General features: G+C 39.4%; 14 protein-coding genes and 1 tRNA gene. 5 read left to right on the top strand and 10 right to left on the bottom strand.

The annotated features are described in order from the left end of the window. The first annotated feature begins 21 nt into the window (after positions 1 to 21). The gene (lysS, locus tag H0U71_03715; GenBank protein MBA2654160.1) at positions 22 to 1,524 is read left to right on the top strand and encodes a lysine--tRNA ligase; all 1,503 of its coding nucleotides are present in this window, start codon (positions 22 to 24) and stop codon (positions 1,522 to 1,524) included. Positions 1,525 to 1,657: 133 nt separating this feature from the next. Here the strand turns inward: lysS and H0U71_03710 are convergent, their stop codons facing one another. The 7 genes from H0U71_03710 to ffh form a co-directional block, all read right to left on the bottom strand. Beyond that, positions 1,658 to 2,545 carry a folate-binding protein YgfZ gene (locus H0U71_03710; protein MBA2654159.1) on the bottom strand — a complete coding sequence of 296 codons (888 nt, stop codon included), beginning with the start codon at positions 2,543 to 2,545 and terminating at the stop codon, positions 1,658 to 1,660. Beyond that, positions 2,542 to 3,018, bottom strand: coding sequence for a methylated-DNA--[protein]-cysteine S-methyltransferase (locus tag H0U71_03705; GenBank protein ID MBA2654158.1), 477 nt, complete (start codon positions 3,016 to 3,018; stop codon positions 2,542 to 2,544). Before H0U71_03705 ends, H0U71_03710 begins: the two co-directional genes overlap by 4 nt. Further along, a complete protein-coding gene (rplS, locus tag H0U71_03700; GenBank protein ID MBA2654157.1) occupies positions 3,018 to 3,365 on the bottom strand; it encodes a 50S ribosomal protein L19 in 348 nt (115 codons plus the stop codon). The genes H0U71_03705 and rplS overlap by 1 nt, the downstream gene beginning before the upstream one ends. Continuing rightward, entirely contained in the window at positions 3,358 to 4,128 is a 771-nt protein-coding gene (gene trmD / locus H0U71_03695; protein MBA2654156.1) for a tRNA (guanosine(37)-N1)-methyltransferase TrmD, read from the bottom strand. The genes rplS and trmD overlap by 8 nt, the downstream gene beginning before the upstream one ends. Before the next feature lie 8 nt (positions 4,129 to 4,136). Then, on the bottom strand, positions 4,137 to 4,640 hold the full coding sequence (gene rimM / locus H0U71_03690; protein ID MBA2654155.1) for a ribosome maturation factor RimM: 504 nt from the start codon (positions 4,638 to 4,640) through the stop codon (positions 4,137 to 4,139). A 12-nt stretch (positions 4,641 to 4,652) separates the two neighbouring features. Beyond that, complete coding sequence (gene rpsP, locus H0U71_03685; protein ID MBA2654154.1) at positions 4,653 to 5,027, bottom strand: 30S ribosomal protein S16; 375 nt, start codon at positions 5,025 to 5,027, stop codon at positions 4,653 to 4,655. A gap of 99 nt (positions 5,028 to 5,126) precedes the next feature. Further along, positions 5,127 to 6,485: a signal recognition particle protein gene (gene ffh, locus H0U71_03680; GenBank protein ID MBA2654153.1), complete on the bottom strand. Its 1,359-nt coding sequence runs from the start codon at positions 6,483 to 6,485 to the stop codon at positions 5,127 to 5,129. Between the two features lie 150 nt (positions 6,486 to 6,635). Between ffh and ccsA the strand changes: the two genes are divergently transcribed. From ccsA to H0U71_03660, 4 genes are all read left to right on the top strand, one after another. Then, positions 6,636 to 7,415, top strand: a complete 780-nt coding sequence (ccsA, locus tag H0U71_03675) for a cytochrome c biogenesis protein CcsA (GenBank protein MBA2654152.1) — start codon at positions 6,636 to 6,638, stop codon at positions 7,413 to 7,415. Further along, entirely contained in the window at positions 7,412 to 8,680 is a 1,269-nt protein-coding gene (locus tag H0U71_03670; GenBank protein MBA2654151.1) for an HlyC/CorC family transporter, read from the top strand. Before ccsA ends, H0U71_03670 begins: the two co-directional genes overlap by 4 nt. Before the next feature lie 91 nt (positions 8,681 to 8,771). Continuing rightward, complete coding sequence (locus H0U71_03665) at positions 8,772 to 9,197, top strand: hypothetical protein (GenBank protein ID MBA2654150.1); 426 nt, start codon at positions 8,772 to 8,774, stop codon at positions 9,195 to 9,197. Positions 9,198 to 9,582: 385 nt separating this feature from the next. Continuing rightward, on the top strand, positions 9,583 to 16,299 hold the full coding sequence (locus H0U71_03660; protein ID MBA2654149.1) for an ankyrin repeat domain-containing protein: 6,717 nt from the start codon (positions 9,583 to 9,585) through the stop codon (positions 16,297 to 16,299). Between the two features lie 56 nt (positions 16,300 to 16,355). Here the strand turns inward: H0U71_03660 and H0U71_03655 are convergent. The 3 genes from H0U71_03655 to H0U71_03645 all read right to left on the bottom strand — a co-directional run. Further along, positions 16,356 to 16,431, bottom strand: a tRNA-Lys gene (locus H0U71_03655). A 62-nt stretch (positions 16,432 to 16,493) separates the two neighbouring features. Next, entirely contained in the window at positions 16,494 to 18,197 is a 1,704-nt protein-coding gene (locus H0U71_03650; protein ID MBA2654148.1) for a protein BatD, read from the bottom strand. After that, on the bottom strand, positions 18,197 to 18,753 hold a 557-nt coding region (locus H0U71_03645; protein ID MBA2654147.1), incomplete at its 5' end, for a hypothetical protein. The genes H0U71_03645 and H0U71_03650, both read right to left, overlap by 1 nt.

The raw sequence follows: 18,753 nt of genomic DNA, 5'->3' as shown, positions 1-18,753 counted from the left end.
ACTTATGTGATGAGGAAAACAATGTTAACTGATACAGAAAATACAGGTGCTCTTGAAGAAAATGAACAAATTGCACAACGTAAATCAAAACTTCAAAACCTTCGTCAGCGAGGGGGGGCCTTTCGCAATGATTTTAAACCCCAGCATGTTGCCTTGGATCTACACAACCAATATGGCCAACTTTCGCATGATCAGTTAGAAAGCCAAGAGATTAATGTTTCTCTCGCTGGTCGCATAATGACAAGACGAAATATGGGCAAGGCGAGTTTTGTTAACCTTCAAGATCGAACTGGTCGTATACAACTCTATGTGAAGAAAGATGATTTACCAGAAGAAATTTATGAAGATTTCAAAGACTGGGACCTTGGCGATATTATCGGCATTACGGGTACATTATTCAAAACGAAAACGGATGAATTAACAATCAAGGCTCACAATCTTGTTTTTCTTACCAAAACATTACGTCCACTTCCTGATAAATTTCACGGCTTAAATGACCAAGAACTTTGTTATCGTCAACGTTATCTGGACATAATGGTCAATGAAAAAAGTCGACAAACTTTCCTCATACGTTCAAAAATCATCGAAGCAATGCGTGAATTTTTATGCGCTAAAGATTTTCTCGAAGTAGAAACACCCATGATGCACGTTATCCCGGGTGGCGCAGCAGCGAAACCGTTTAAAACGCATCATAACGCCTTAGATATGGAATTATATTTAAGGATTGCTCCTGAATTATATTTAAAAAGATTGGTAGTGGGTGGATTTGAACGCGTGTTTGAGATCAACCGAAATTTTCGTAATGAAGGAATCTCTACTCGGCATAACCCCGAGTTTACGATGATTGAATTTTATCAAGCCTATGCAGATTACAATGATTTAATGAATTTAACCGAAGAAATGATTCGCTTCATCGCTCAAAAAGTATTAGGTACCACCGCGGTGACCTATCAAGGCAAGATCTATGATTTTGGAAAACCTTTTCTACGCATGTCCATTCAAAATGCTATTTTACATTACAATAAGGACATCTCGCTTGCCGACATAACGGATTACGATACCGCCATGAAAATTGCTAGAAACCTTGATCTGGCGATTCATGATGATTATGGGCTAGGCAGAATACAATATGAAATTTTTGAAAAAACAGTAGAACGCCAATTAGACGAACCCATTTTCATTACTGAATTTCCCACGGAAGTTTCACCTCTTGCGCGAAAGAATGATGATAATCCCCTTATCACTGATCGATTCGAATTTTTTGTTGCGGGCCGTGAAATAGCCAATGGATTTTCTGAATTAAATGATCCTGAGGACCAAGCCGCACGCTTCAAAGAACAAGCAGAAGCACGAACTGCGGGTGACGAAGAAGCAATGTATTATGACGCAGAATATATTACTGCTTTAGAATATGGCTTGCCACCTACTGCGGGAGAAGGAATTGGTATTGATAGATTAGTGATGTTACTGACTGATTCACCTTCCATTAGAGATGTCATTTTATTTCCGTTAATGCGATCTTGATAAATATGATTCCCTCCTCTCTCGCGTAAATTACTATTTAATTCTTCGAAGCTTATTCGTGAGAGAGGGGAGAATATGGATGGATTCGATGCCATGCTCCCGCGATTAGCCATCAACCCTTTATACCGAGACCTTAACTTAGTGGGCTAGCATTGATAATGAGAGGATGTTTTCGTAGGGTGAGCATTCTATCCATTGGATCTTGAATGACAATCAAAAGAAAAGTTGTGCTATCTATGACAACAGAATCCATCAAGATTCCTACTTCTTGATCCCCTGCAAATATTAATTCACCTGGATCTAGTTGCACATTGCTGTTAATTTCGGCGTGATGTAAATGGCGTTTTGATTTACCCAAATAATGAGTGCGCGCTACTATTTCTTGCCCTACATAACACCCCTTGCTAAAACTTACTGCTTCTAAATGATGCAGATTAAGCATATGAGGTGTGACCGTGGCAATTGTTTGCGGATAAATAGTGGCATGCCCTGACAGAATATCCACTAACTTCCATGATAGACGCTGAGTATTAACCTCTTCAGGCGCAGTTATTTTTGCGCTATCTTGAGCTTTATCACTCCAAATTAAATATCGAGGTGTTCGCCCTGGAAGATGGCAAATTAATAATTCAGCACTAGCACGTACTTCATTGGGTAATGGAATGCCTGCATCGAACCAATCGGAATTTTGCTCGCCGGTATAACCATAGAGAAAAAAGTCAGCAGTAATATCGTTTAAAGTCACTTTGGAAAATGCTGCAAATTTCGATAAGTGGTTAATGAAGTGGCTAACTAAACTGGAAGACAGTAAACAAAAAAACTCGCTGCCTCTTTTAAAGAGAGTGAATACGGCTAAAATTCTGCCTTGAGGATTACAAAGCGCACCCAAAGAACTTTTATGTTCGTTAACTTGAGTAACGTCGCAAGTAAATTGACCTTGTAAAAAATTTGCAGAATTATCACCACTGATTTTGACTATGCTGTAATTTTCTAGTGCGAATAGACTATGAGTGATTTTCAATTGTCTGCCTCGTGACGCAACAGCCAGCCTTTAATTGTTAATAAATCTCCGGAAGTAGCACCAGAATATCCGCCGATCCCATTTTGAGACAGCACCCGATGACAAGGAATTATGACAGGGATTGGGTTGCGTCGACAGGCATTTCCAATAGCACGAGGTCCCGTGGCTAAGCCGTGAGCCAGCTGTCCATAGGTAATTGTTTTACCAAAAGCGATACTTTGCAACGCGGTTAAGACTTTTTGTTGAAAAGAAGTGCCTTCAATAAGCAGAGGTAAGTCAAAAGTAGTTAATTTATTATTAAAATAGGCGGATAGTTGGTGTTGCACCTCTAAGGCCAACGGTGAAGAAGGAGCAATAGTTCTTTCTTCTTTGGGGAGAAATAGAACCGACAGCAAAGACTCTTTGTCGGTTCTAATACCTAGCCTTCCGATTGGAGACTCTAAAACAGCATCTAATCGAGATAAATCGCTCATTACACCTTTTCTTTGATACGCGCTTTTCGACCGGTTAAGTTGCGTAGGTAATAAAGCTTAGCTCTTCTAACGGCACCACGACGTTTTACTTCAATGGATTCGATTAATGGGCTATATGTTTGAAATACCCGCTCAACACTCACACCGTGAGACATTTTTCTAACAGTAAATGCTGAGTTAAGCCCGCGATTACGTTTCGCAATCACTATACCTTCATACGCCTGTAAGCGCACACGCTCACCTTCCTTTACTTTTACCTGCACAATCAAGGTATCTCCAGATTGAAACTTTGGAATTTCTTTACCTTGCATTTGCTCGGCTTCAAGTTGATGAATAATGTTACTCATGAGTTTTTCCTCTAAATTCTTCATATTCGCGAATAAAATCATTTAACAATTGTTGCTCTGTGGGTGTCAATACCCGAGTTTTCAATAACTCTGGGCGTCGCAACCACGTTCTGCCTAGGGCTTGCTTCAATCGCCAGCTCGCGATAGCTTGGTGATTGCCTTCAAGCAATACTTTGGGAACAGATTTTCCCTTAAACGCTTCTGGGCGAGTATAATGTGGACAGTCTAAAAGTCCATTCATAAACGAATCTTGAGTCGCCGAACTGGGATGCCCTAGTACGCCCGGCATTAAGCGAATCATCGCATCAATTAATACCATGGCGGGAAGCTCTCCCCCCGTTAAGACATAATCTCCAATTGACCACTCTTCGTCAATCTCCTCTTCCAGCAACCGCTCGTCGACCCCTTCATAACGACTCGTCACTAAAACGATCTCTTGTTGCTGAGCCAGGACATTGATACTTTCTTGAGTCAACACCTTCCCCTGAGGGGACAAATGAATAATGCGTGGTTTGCCGCCTATCTCACTTTTAGCTGCTCTAATGGCATCACGCAAAGGTTGAATCATCATTACCATGCCGGGGCCACCGCCATAGGGACGGTCATCGACTGCTCGATATTTACCCACGCCCGCTTCAGGAACAAAGTCTCTGGGATTCCAAAATTTAAGGCTAACTTGGCCCTTCATAATGGCCCGACCGGTGATACCACAATTAAGCGAATCAAACATTTCAGGAAATAAGCTGATGATAGCTAATCGCATTTAATACCTTAAAATGAAGAATCCCAATCGACCGTTAGTTTTTGATTCTCCAAATCCACTTTAATAATGACGTGGTCAATATAGGGTATTAATCTTTCCTTAGCCTGCTCATCTTTTACCAAAAGAACATCATTAGCGCCGGTGTCGAATAAACGCTCAACTCGCCCTAGGTTTTCACCTTCGCAATTAAATACAGTTAACCCAACGAGGTCTATCCAATAATACTCATCTTTTTCCGGAGCAGGTAATTGCTCTTTATCGATGTATATTTCTAAGTTGGTATAGGTTTTAGCCTCATCACGATCTTTGCATTGCGGAATCTGGATCACCAGATTATTCCCATGCCTTTTACCGTTAACTTTTACTATAGGCGTTTTGTTATTATCTTTAAAAATATACCAGGGCAAATACTCTAAAATTTTCTCAGTTGGATCCGTGTAGGAAATTACCTTCACCCAACCTTTGATTCCGTAAGGACTGCCAAACCGCCCTATGGCAATTTGATTATTCATCGCGGAATAGCACTATTCAGACTTTGTTTCGGTTTCTTTTACAGCATCTTTCTTAGACATTTCATTAGCCTGAGACTCAGTTGCTTTCTTAGGCGCTTTCTTTGCCTTGTTATCTGAAGCAGAAACCCCGTCTGCTGAAGCAGCCTGTTTCTTGAATTGTTTGATTAAACTAATCACGCGATCAGAAGGCTGAGCGCCTTTAGATGTCCAATGATCAACCCGCGCTTCTTCTATAAGCAGGCCGATTTCGCCACCTTTTGCGATAGGATTGAAATATCCAATACGCTCAATATAACGACCATCACGTGCTTCACGACTATCTGCAACAACTATGCTGTAAAAAGGGCGTTTTTTGGCCCCCCCACGAGCTAAACGAATAACTACCATCGTTCTATATTTCCTCTGTAAATAATGCTTTTTTAGCTAAACCTGGGATTGTATGCAAATTTAGGAGAAGAGTAAAATATTTTTTCAAGAGATTGCCAATTACATCGGCAAATCGCCTGGCATAATATTTTTCAAGCGCTGCATCATTTTTACCATGCCGCCGCCCTTGAGCTTCTTCATCATTTTTTGCATTTGCATGAACTGTTTTAGTAAACGGTTAATATCCTGAATCTCAGTCCCTGAACCGAGCGAAATGCGCCGTTTGTGCGAACCCTTAATTAGCGCAGGGAAGCGCCGCTCTTTAGATGTCATGGAATTTATAATGGCTTCCATTTTCACAAACATTTTCTCATCGATACTATTTTTGGCCGCGGCAGGTAGCTGGCCCATACCAGGTATTTTGCCAAGCAAACTGGTAATACCGCCCATATTGCGCATTTGCTGTAACTGATTTTTAAAATCTTCTAAATCAAAGCTTTTGCCTTTTTTAAGTTTCTTTTCCATTTTTTCGGCGTGAACTTTATCAACTTTGCGCTGAGCTTCTTCAACTAGCGATAGAATATCGCCCATGCCTAATATGCGTGAGGCAATTCGTTCTGGATGGAACATCTCGAGAGCATCAACTTTCTCACCTACCCCGATGAATTTAATGGGTTTTCCGGTGATTTGTCGTATCGAAAGAGCAGCCCCACCTCTTGCATCGCCGTCGGTCTTGGTGAGCACCACACCTGTCAAAGGTAGCGCTTCATTAAAGGCTTTCGCGGTATTGGCGGCATCTTGACCGGTCATACTATCTACAACAAACAATGTTTCAATTGGATCTACCGCCTGGTGCACTTGACGGATTTCATTCATCATTTCCTGATCTATATGCAATCGCCCTGCACTATCAATAATGACAACATCTATGAACTGTATTTTTGCCTTTGCCACTGCTTCTTTAGCAATAGTGACCGGATTTTCATTAGCACTGCTCGGGAAATAATGGACATCGATTTGTTTTGCAAGGGTTTCTAGCTGGGCAATAGCCGCTGGTCTATAGATGTCGACACTGGTAACCAATACGGATTTTTTGTGCTCTTGTTTCAACCAATTCGCCAATTTCGCCACAGTGGTGGTTTTACCAGAGCCTTGTAACCCGGCAACTAAGATAACAGCAGGCGGCTGCGTCTGTAAGTTTAAGGGTGCGGAGTCTTTACCGAGTATATTGGTCAATTCATCATTGACTAGTTTTACCAGTGTATCGCCCGGGGTCAAACTTTGCAGCACTTGTTGGCCAAGTGCTTTTTGCTGCAAAGAATCGATAAATTCTTTTACAACAGGAAGAGCAACATCTGCCTCAAGCAAAGCCATGCGGACATCACGCAGGGTATCCCCAATGTTTTTTTCGGTTAAGCGCCCTTGACCCGTTAGGTTTTTAATCGTTTGCGCCAAACGCTCTGATAAGCTACTAAACATAATTACCTCTAATTCCAGGCCAGTCCTTTTTATATAGCAAAAGGCGGAACCCACTAATGTCGATGATAGTTGCAAAAAGATTCCAGAGGATAGCAAGAATATGTTACAATTTCACCCTTTTAAGCACAGGCGGCTTTGTTTTTATCCTATATGTTTAACATCATAACCATATTGCTCTATGTCGCAGGCTCCATCACCCAAGCCTATCCTGCGCGTTCGATTAGGCATATTAGAAATACCCTACTATTTGTGTTCGTTATTCCCGCCATCATACTGCATGGCGATCTTCTCTATAAGTGGATTGATCTGACTCAGGGCCAGAATCTAACTGTCTACAATCTCTTCTCCTTAGCCACATGGCTGACTACGAGCATTATTATTTTCATTGCCTTATTCAGGCCAATAGGATACCTAGCAATATTAATATTGCCGTTAGCGGCACTTTCCATCTTACTCGCCGGCAATTTCCCTTCTAGCCATATTATTAATACTGCTGCGCAGCCTAAACAGTTCCTGCATATATTGTTGTCTGTCGCTACATTCAGTGTCCTATTGATCGCTGGATTGCAAGCCGTCACCCTGGCATTTCAAGAAAAGCTTTTAAAACAAAAAAATTTTGAAATCTCCCAAACTCTCCCCCCCATTGAAACAATGGAAAAACAGCTCTTTCAGATGATTATTGCCGGCTCCATTTTATTAGGCCTGGTTTTAATCACCAGCATCTACTTTTTTCACACTGTGCTTCTGCAACAATTTTTGCAAAAAACTATTTTGACGTTTGCGGCATTGTGTGTATTTGTTCTTCTGCTCATTGGACGACATTACTTTGGATGGCGCGGGAAAAAAGCCATTTATTGCACCTTAAGCGGCTTTGGAATTCTCTCAATCATTTATTTTAGCAGTATGATCATAATGGAATTATTACCTTGAATACGTTACCAGCACACTTATTAATTTTGATTTTAATTTTCTTGATTCTATTAACTGCTTTTTTTTCGAGTACTGAGACAGGCATTATGTCGATCAATCGCTATCGATTGAGACACCTAGCACGGAAAAAGAACCCTGCCGCGATCCGCATTAGCGAACTATTAAGCAAACCAGACAAACTTCTAGGCATCATTTTAATAGGCAACACCTTCGCCACCATCTTTGCTTCAGCGGTAGCAACTATTCTCGCAGTGAGATTTTGGGGAGACTTTGGCGTCGCAGCAACGACCTTAATTCTTACCTTAGTAATTTTAATCTTTGCAGAAATCACCCCAAAAGTGTTGGCTTCCTTATATCCCGAGAAAATTGCATTCTTCGCCTCTTTCCCCTTGAAAATTTTGTTGAAAACACTCTACCCGTTAGTTTGGGCCACAAGTGGCATCGCAAACGGTTTGTTACAGATTTTTCACTTAGAGAGAAAGGCACACCATAAAATAGATACTTTATCTCACGAGGAGTTGCGCACAGTCGTCTTTGAAGCCCTGGGTAAATCTGCGAATCGTTATCAGGAAATGCTGCTAGGCATATTGGATCTTGGTAAAGCCACCGTGGAAGACATTATGATTCCTCGCAACGAAATTTGCGGGTTAAATCTTGACGAACAATGGTCAAAAATCTTAACCCAGCTCCAATCCTGTCAGCACACCAGACTGCCGATTTATGATGGAGATATTGATAATGTTAAAGGGATTTTGCATGTTCGCAATGTGCTGCAATTGTTTGCTGAAAATAAATTAAAAAAAGAAGACTTATTAAAAGCGGCTGACCAAGTCTATTTCATCCCTGAAGCCACGCCTTTGAATGACCAGCTAGTCAATTTCCAACAACAAAAAGTGCGTATTGGATTGGTGGTTGATGAATATGGAGATATTCAGGGACTGGTTACATTAGAAGATATTCTGGGTGAAATTATCGGTCAATTCACTACAAATTTAGCGGCCCCCTCTAATGAAATTATCCCTCAAAAAGATGGAACCTTTCTAGTAGAGGGCAGTATAAATATTCGTGAATTAAATAGAACATTGGGTTGGAACTTACCCGTGGAAGGCCCTAAAACATTGAACGGACTTATTTTGGAATACCTACAAACCATTCCCAGCACCACAATTTGCTTAAAAATTTCGGGCTATCGTTTTGAAATTCTAGAAATTGAAGGAAACTTCATTGAGTCAGTGAGGCTATCCGCACCTGCTCTTAATATTTAATTAATTATTGACATTCGATAAAATATTATCGTAAATTGGCCAGCGGCTTTCAGCTGAAGTCACATTAATAATTAAATATTAGGAAAAAAAGATGACAAGAATTCACAAGTTAATATTGGGGCTATCTTTACTGCCACTCTTTATTAGCGGCTGTGCCACCATAGTTTCTGGCACCACCCAACCCATCCATTTACAAGCAATTGATTATCAAACCCATGAAATCATCCCTGGCGCCGTCTGCACCTTAACTGACAGCAAGGGTCGCACTTATGGATTTAACTCAAATCCTGGCACCGTTGTAGTGACAAAGGGACAGGGAGCGCTAGTAGCATGTTGCCAAAAACCCGGGTACTTTCAAAAACAAGTGGGTATAGGACAAAGCTTTAATGCCTGGACAATAGCGAATGTTATCCTATTTTGGCCAGGGGTTTTTGTAGATGCGTATTCTGGTGCAATGCAAAAGTATCCTTCGCACATTACCGTGTTAATGGACCGAGCTTATCGAAAAAAGAGTTAGGAGACCTTCTTAAGTTTGATGTAGCGAAGCAAAGAGGAGGGAGCTTTTTTGAAGGATAAATCTTGATTTCGCTTCGCTACATCAATGGGTTACTCTCAAGCCTCCCTGAATAAACAATTAAAGACCCTTATCGATTTCATTTTCTTATATGGGTGATGATGCCCACTTAATTTCTAACTCTCTGCAATTGATGATTTCCTGAAAACGCCAGAAGATAATCCAACTATTGGTCGTAACTTTGCGGCACCCATCACCAGATAAGATTTCATTAATCTTAGCAAGTTAAGATTGAAATACAGTTAACTACGATAGTGCGATAAATCAAGGTGCTATTAGAAGTCTATAATTATAGATAATATATTTACTACGTCGCTTAGGGCTTACTATGCTACCTACTAGCTTATGGTCTACTTTTGCAACTGCGAGAGACGTCTCGCCGGAGAAATTAATTAGCCTAGTGGCTGATGAGCAAGTGGGCAACAAAGGTCTGTTGAGTGGAGGTAGTGGTGGTGTAAGAGTGTTTAAAGCACCCGATGGCAAACGATACACCCTAAAAACAAGTAATAGCCCAACTGCATTAAAAGACGAAATATTCGCTGATGCTGTCTATCAAAAGCTCGGATTCAACGTTCCTTCATTTTCACTTTTTCAGGCTAGTTATAACGAATTACCCACAGCAATCAAAGCAGCTGTACCAAAACCCCCCGATGAAACTGAAACAGTATTGTTTCGACTCGCTGACTATATAGAACCAAACCATACATTGTCTGAAGAAGACAAAAAAGAAATTATCAAAGCTCAGTTGCCTGACGGATTTCTCATCGATTGTTATCTTGCTAATACAGATATTGCTGGGCACTGGAAAAATGTGCTAATCGATGAAAATGACAGCATCTGGCGAATAGACAATGGTTCTACACTCCGGTTTCGTGCCAAGGGTGAAATGAAAAGTCTGCGTACCGTTGTCGACGAATTGACATCCATGAAAAGCCAAACAGAAATGATGAGAGAGGTTTTTGGGGATATCAGCTCAATTGAAATTCAGAAACAAGTTAAAGCGCTGCTCGAAAAGCGTAATATTTTGATCGAATTATTTTTGGAAATGCAAAACAAAATTGGTTTTGATCAGCCGGAGATGCTCTTAAAAATAATAGTGAATCGTTTACAGTATTTACATGAACATGCCAGTCCTGAACTCTATCCTTATGCTCCTTCATTTAGTGAAGCTTGTCTAGATTATAGCGGTGCGGGAATTCTTCTATTTAGCGAAATTGAGGGGAGAAAGCATGTATTATTGGGTAAACGTGTAGGGCATGATTGGTGGGGTAGCTTTGGTGGTGGCACTGATGAATTCGATTTATTCTTAAAAGATACGGCTGCAAGAGAGAGTAACGAAGAACTAATGGATCTTTACAAAATCCAAGCTACGGAATTAGATAAAGCGCCCTCCCATGATTTGATTATTGAAGAGAAACTCGATCTTAATGTACCTAAATTTAGAATGTACTTTGTGGAGCGAAAAGTTGTAGAAGCAACTGTATTTAACAAAAAGGTAGAAACCGAAAAATTAACACAACATGAACATGATGAATTTATCTGGGCTCCTGTGGACGCCATATTGAGCGCTAAAACATTAACTCATGATGATAAAAAATACGGGGCTCATCAAACGCTAGAAGTAAACATTCTGCAATCTGATAATTCACAACGAACATTACCACTTCATCCTCCCTTTGCCATGATGTTGCAACAAGACTCGGTACGAGCTCAACTAGAATCGTTGGCACATGGAAAGAAACTAGATAATCGCCATACACGATCTCGCCTAAGCAAAACTTACCCAGCAATTATAACCAAGGATGTAACCAAAGCTGATGAAATCACTCCCATGGCAGAACGTTATCAGTTAGCAAGAACCACCGTGCAAAGTGGTCTCATGAAGCGTAATTTAAAACAACAATTTTCTCAAAGAAGTTCACAGGTTCAGGGTCAAATGAGCAGGGAATGCCAATCAGATATTCATTTTCGCGCTATCATGAGTGACAAATTTCAAGAACAGGATACACCGCAGAACAAAGTGGATTCTTTCGATAAAAGTTTTAAAAAAATCGATGATGCATCTATGAGTGACTTTCAACGGCAACAATTTTCAAAAATGTTACAGGAAGAAGCCCAACATCCCAATCAATGCGTTTTTTATCATGCTGGAGCAGCTGAAATTGGTTTTCTGTATGATGTGTTTACCGAGTTTCGTAAGCAGCTAGAGCATCAATATGAGGGAAATTTTCAGGTATTACGTGCATTCGATGATTTATTTGCACAGTTTAAAGATGTTACTGAATTTATGGCCGCTTATAGCTCAGAGAAAGGACACATTGATAATTACGATAAAGATTATCAAGAGATGGGATTGTCGGTAAATCCTTTCCCGTTTGGTTCCGATGGAAATAAATCGTCAGCAACTTATTACTATTTTTTACAAAGCAAGAGCAGCAAACCACCGGACATAGAAAAACTATTTCATTATTTTGTTTCACGGTTACAAATTGACGTCGATTATTCTTTGTTTAATTCAATTTTCAAACAATTTCGAGAAAAGGCGGGGGGGGTATGCTATCAAATATTTGTTGATCGCACTGATATTGATAAAGTTGCCTATGCTGCAAAACCAGGAGGTGCATTTACTTCGCTACAAACTGCGCAAGGTGAAATTAAAACATTTTCAGGCATTCTTGAAGAGCTGCGAAAAAATCCCATCGAGCATGCTGAGTACATTCAAAAATTACAGGCAAGATTATTTTTAAAACCAGAAATTTTTCATGATTATTCTAAAGTTGAAATCAAAACCTATCAAGCACAACCCTTAACTCCGACAGAAAGCTTAGAGTATCAATATGCGTTAAGTCGTGAGGTGAGTCATTGTATGACGCAACTTATGGCTAGTTATAGAAAGTTACCCGACAATGCTTTTGCGAGCGGAAAACCAAGTTTGCATAGACAAATGAGTGAAGTATATAAACAAATGAGTCGGTTACCGGTCAGCGAAGTATCCGATGTGACAATTTTAATACCCCTAATGCTTGAACAAGGTAATACAACAAGTCTGAAGGATATCATACTTACTACGCCACTTTTAGACCTGTCTCAATCTCTCCCTGCACGGAATTACACCCGTGGTGGTGTTTCTTCAGAAAAAACAACCTTACTCGGCCTTTTTAACAATTACCGTGATATTACTAGGCAAGTCTTCACTTCATTACAATCTTCTCAAGGTGAGCCGCACGTCAATAAAGTATTAACACAGTTAAAAGACGTTATCCTACCCGATATGATTGTCAAAAAGGAGTTGCCTCCGCTGATTGACATCATCGTCAATACACCCGATTTAGATATAACTCAAAATAAACATATGGCCCTACCAAATACTGTGCAAGAAGTTTTTTACAATCATACTGATATTGCGAGACAAGTATTTTCTCACCTACTGAAATCACATCAAGATAAATCGCATATACCTAAAATATTAAATCAATTAAGGCCAGTTGTGATATTTGATATGATTGAACAAGAGAGTAGCATCTCTGATCTGATCGAAATAATGGTTGATACAAAAGATTTAGACTTATCTAAATCTTTTGTAATTAGCGATTATATGAAGGGTAGCAGTTTCCTGCCCGATTTTACTTTGCTGTATTTCTTTAATAAGCACCTCAGTGTTGCTAGAAAAGTTTTTTCTGGACTGGCGTCATATCTAAATCAACCTCATGTCAAATCCATATTTAATCAATTAAAAAAAGTAGTCCTATTCGATATGATTGTTAAAAAAGAGGCATCTCAGTTGATCGACATCATAGTCAATACACCCGATTTAGATATAACTCTAGATAAAGATATTGCTATGACACATACTATTGCAGAAGTCTTTTACAATCACACTGACATCGCGAGACACCTATTCTCTGAACTTCAGAAATCACATCAAGATAAACCGCATATACCCAAAATATTAAATCAATTAAGGCCAATTGTGATATTTGATATGATTGAACAAGAGAGTAGCATCTCTGATCTGATCGAAATAATGGTTGATACAAAAGATTTAGACTTATCTAAACCTTTCATAATTAGCGATTATATGAAGGGAAGAAGAAACTTCATACCCAATTTTACTTTACTGGATTTCTTTAATAAACATCACGCTGTTGCTAGAAAAGTATTTTCAGGATTGGAGCCATATAAAGGTCAACCTCATGTTAATTCTGTATTAAATCAGTTAAAACAAGTAGTCATATCCGATATGATTGCTAAAAATGATGCATCGGAGTTGATTAAGATTTTACTCGACCCCCAAAGTACAGATTTAGATCTAACTAAATCTTTCACAATTTTTAATTTTGCCATTCAATCCGAATCAAGACATAACTTACTTGATCTTTTCGAGGAACATCCCGAGGTTGCAATGACTGTATTTAGTGCACTGCAAAAATCTAATCAAGTTGACCCTCGCATAACTAAGACAGTAGAACAGTTGCGAGTTATTGCTTGGTATTATTATGCCAGCATGGGAGATTTACCTCAGGTTGAGGCACTATTTGATGAAACACACCCCAATAAATCTGAGCATCTTTTTAAAGCAATACACCTTACAGCCATTCATGGAAAAGACAATGTGCTTGACTGGTTACTAGAAAAAAGTAATGCGCTTAAGGACAACCTACCCAAGTGGATTTACAATACTGAGGACATCACTTATCGCGGGATTGGGAAAAGTAGTTTAGTTACGGCAGTAACAAACGGGCATTCTAAAATTGTTGAAAAATTTTTATCTTTTTTTAATAATTCAACACTAACCTCCCAGTATTTTGGTGATCTTCTATGGTTGGCAGCTGAGCATAATCATCCAGAAGTGATTACGGTTATTATAGAAAAATTACTGACCATGCCTGAATATTTCTCTGAAGAAGTGTTAATTAAGACAAGAGACTTACAATACGGTCGAGATTCTATACTATGCTATCTCGCAGAAAAAGGACACTCATCGATTTTAGAAACAGTCTTAAAAGTTAAGTCTCTTAGTAAATTAGTTTCTTCCGTTACAACTCGTAAAAAAATGTTTGACTTGGTTTATTTGGCAACTATCGCGATCGAAAATAAACAGGTAGATGTCCTCCAAATTTTGTTAAAATATTCAGCGGAAATCCGAAGCTCCCTTGGCGGTGCAGACTTGCTTTTAGCAACAAAACAAAATCATATAGGAATGGTTAATCTTCTGCTGCCTTATATGAGTTATTTTAATGAAACCGATGATGAAGGAAAAACTTCGCTTATGGTTGCCGCTGAAAATGGTAATACCGAAATAATATATGCTTTGCTAAATAATGAAAAACTTAACACATCCGAATATTCTTTTGAATATTTTTTAAAGAAAAAAACAAAACTCGAAAATCTAGATGCACTTGCATTGGCTGTTAGAAACGGTCACTTTGAATCGGTTCGGGCTTTGTTGACTCCTTCACACCCTGAATCTCCTATCCCTGGCATTTGGAATTTCAGGACTGCGTTACAATTAGCCAAACAATCTGGACATGCTGAAATTTTCAAACTTATTATCAACTCCGAAGGGATTCCGATAACTATTTTAGCTGCATTAATCGAAATAGACGATTCCGAAGCTATTAAGAACCACTCTCAGAGAATTAAAACGGCAAAAGATTTTAGATCAGTGAACGAATCTGCAACACCTGAAGCTCGCACAAAAATTTATGAGCTATTTAAAGATTCCTTACCTGATATGATTACAAATAATTTTGTTGACGTGTTTGAATATCTTACCCCAGAGCAATGTCTCAACTTAGCTCTTAAAAAAATAAAAACAGCAGAAGACTTTAGAGATGCGATGAAAATCGAAAATCAGGAAAAACGAACTAAAATTTATGAATCCTTTAAGAATTCCTTGCCTAACATGATTAAAGAAAATGTAGATTATTATTTTGTATTTAAGTACCTTACAGCAGCACAATCTGCAGAACTTATTCTTAATAAAATTAGAAATTTCCACGGCTTTGAGAATGCGATCGAATCAGGCGACGAAGTACATCGCACGGAAATTTTTGAAGCAGTTAAAGATATATTGCCCGACATGATTAGCTCTCCACGGGATTTTGTTATTATTTTTAAGCATCTAACACCGGGACAAAGCGCTGAATTGGTGCATAAAAAAATTACAAATCTGGATACCTTTGTTGCCTCAATGCTTGCTTACGACCAAGATAATAACTCTAAAATTTACGAAGCAGTCAAAGAAAAATTGCCTGAAATGATAAATAATGATTTTTACAAAATATTCAAATACCTTTCTCCAGAACAATATGTTGAGGTATGTCTGAAAAAAATTAAAACTGCCGAAGAATTTAACAGTGCACTGGACCCAGCCAATGAAGAACAACGCACGCTAATTTACGAACAGCTTAAAAACCAACTTCCGGAGATGGTTAAAGGCCACGACAATTTCGTGAAAATCATTCAATACCTTACACCGAAACAATGCACTGAATTTTCACGCATGACAATCAAAACTAAAGATGATTTCAAGAAAGTTAGCGCTCAGTTTTCATCTCTGTTTTATGGTAAGAAGGAAAATTTTGATGCGGTTAAAAAGGGATATGAACTTAACTCCTTATTCAGTATGGGAACGAAAAGTAGCAATGTTATTATAGATAGCCTACATAATTTCTTTATGAGTAAAGATACACCAGAAAAGCATATATTAAAAATATATGCAGCACCGTTACAGAAATTAAATAAATTTCTCATGCTAGACAACGATAAAATGTCCGATCGAGACTTGGAACGCTATAAGCTAGCGAAACTTATAAAAGTAGTTATTCGACATTTTGCTAGCTCTATGGAGGAAGAGACTCTGTGTGACCACTTAGAAACCATTATTAAAGAATTGGCAAGTGAAAATAGTTTCCCATTACTCACATCAAATGATCGATTTGAGTTTTTAAATATTATTGAAGAAGTTGATCAGACCAGAAAAGAAATTCTTCGTTCAACTAAACAATTGAACATAGAGGGTACCTACTCGCACCCCAAGTGATTCGTTGGCTAGGACGTTCAATTTTGGGCGGCACTAAGGGTGATTTATTGATTAATTGGTGGGCCGTGACAGATTCGAACTGTCGACCAACGGATTAAAAGTCCGCTGCTCTACCAGCTGAGCTAACGGCCCACGAAAGGGAAATAATACTGGTTTATATAAAAATAACAAGTCTTTCTCTGCTTAACTTCGTCTTAATAATAAAGTGGTGGCAAGGGATCAGCATTTACAGTGGCGTCGCTCGCTTCCTTTGACTCTAAATAGTCTTGAAAAGACTGCAAAAACGCCCCCCCTTTCCAACTACCTTGATTTTTTCCATAAAAGACAGCTTCCAAGTTCATTATCTCATTTAAGAGCACAGAAGCGCCTTGGGCTTGCAGATGCTGCGCTATATCAGACAAGGAATGTAGCTCGGACATTTGCCAATAGAGGCGGGCCCACTCCAGCAAATACCGCCGCACTTGTTTTGGATCATTCGCCAGGCTCGCAGATTTTATGTGTTTTTGAAGATCGCCGGTATTGAAGGGATGATAACCACCGGGTGAATGGCTACCTTTTTTTATTTGACGGCGCCACAACCACACTGTAATTAGCCAGAGGGTGATAAAAAGAATAGCGATTATCGGCCAAAACAAAGGTCGACCCTGCTTTGAATTAGGCTGTATCGAGGCTGTTACCGGAGGGGGCGCGGGGGGATTCAAGGTAGACTGGGCAACAGCTGGGTTATTAACAGGTAACTTTACAGTTGAGGGAGAAACCTTAACCATTTTTGGTGGGAGCATCGCAACCTGTTCTTTTTGGAGCACACTGTTCCACCACCTCACTTTAACCGCAGGAAGTGTTACTGTTCCAGAATGGGTAGGAATAAAAACAATCTTCTGAGTAAGCTTACCTACTTGCATAGTGCCATTTACAGTGGTGTCTCGCTTCGGCAGTTGAGGATAACTATTCAGATTAGGCGAAGAAGTAATGCTGACATTCGGGATTTGATCACCGGTGGCTCCTTCTGCTTTGACTTCAACTATTTGGGTGACAGGCTCACCTTCTTTAAACACAGGCGGATTAGGCTCCCAAGACTCTTGCATTGTCACTTTTCTCGCAGGCAACCATTTTCCAACAAAGCTAGCGGGCTTGGGTTTAACTTTTATCTCTAACATGGGTCCCACTATTTTAAGGGGGCGTAAGGAATGATTTGAAAATCCGTAAACATCGCGCAGATCCCGAGGGCCTTCTAGATACCCTTTCAAGATGGGCGGTTGAATGGCAAAACTGCCAATGTTTTTAGGCGTGATTAAGTAGGAACGTTCTAGCACTCGATAATATTTGCCATTTTTGATCGTGGTATAGATTATATCTTGTCCATTCTGAGTAATTTTGGCATCAGGCAAATCGGGAGCCATAAGGTAGGGATTTTCTATCGATTTGCTAAAGAACAATTTGAGGGTATAGACGAATTGTTCTTCGATAAATGTTTCTTTAGGCACAACATTGGCCTGAATAAAAATATCTTGGTTTTGGGAAGCAGACTGATAATTAACCGTTTTTTTTATCTCGATTACATGCACAATCCTCGACCCTGTTTTTTCTCTGCCGACTTGCAAGGAGGGGATAATAATGTCGCCCGCATGTTTGGGGATCAATATTATTTGCCACTGGGTCTGCATCTGGGTAGAACCATTAATAATGTTAAATTGGGAGTTTTGACTGGTTCCAGCCACATCAAACTCTTTTTTTAGCGGTGACAAATCGGGGGCAATGCTGAGATGATCATTACTTGAAATTACCAGCGTTAACATTTCATCTGTTGCTATGGTGTCACGGCTAAGCTCTACTTGCAAAGTAGCAAATGCCGGCGTAATAAAAAAAAACAGCAGGGAGAGAAGAAATTTTCTATACATTAATTTTCCTCTAACTGATTTAGTTTTTTCAAATGATCACGCATTATTTTGCGCCGCAGCAAATCACTCGGATCATCTGTGATTTGCTGCAACCACTGGTCTGTTTCTTGATCTAATTTTTTTTTGGCCACGGCTAATTGAGCTTTTTTTACTTGTTCTTTTTGGGCCTGTGCATTCCCCAAAGAAGCTGAGTTTGGTTTATTCTTAACTTGCGATTTGTTGCCATTGGGATCTGGCTCACTATTTTCAGGACCGCCACCCGTTGTTTGAGGATCGCTCTCTTGATTAGCGGAAGGGTTCTGCTGAGATTGATTTTGAGCACTATTTCTCGGGATTTTTTTATCACCGCCCTCACTTTTCTTTAACTGGTCTTTATTATTTGCCTGCTCATCTTTGTTCTTAGATTGCGATGGTTGATCGTTATTTTTTGCAGAGTCGTTAGATTTATCCTTATTATCCTTATTATCCTTATTATCCTTATTATCCTTATTATCCTTATTATCCTTATTATCCTTATTATCCTTATTATCCTTATTATCCTTATTATCCTTATTAT

This window comes from Gammaproteobacteria bacterium (genome assembly GCA_013697705.1).
Classification (GTDB): domain Bacteria; phylum Pseudomonadota; class Gammaproteobacteria; order UBA6002; family UBA6002; genus UBA6002.
Note: the sequence above shows the minus strand (reverse complement) of the source record. Positions and strands in the feature narration are given on the sequence as shown.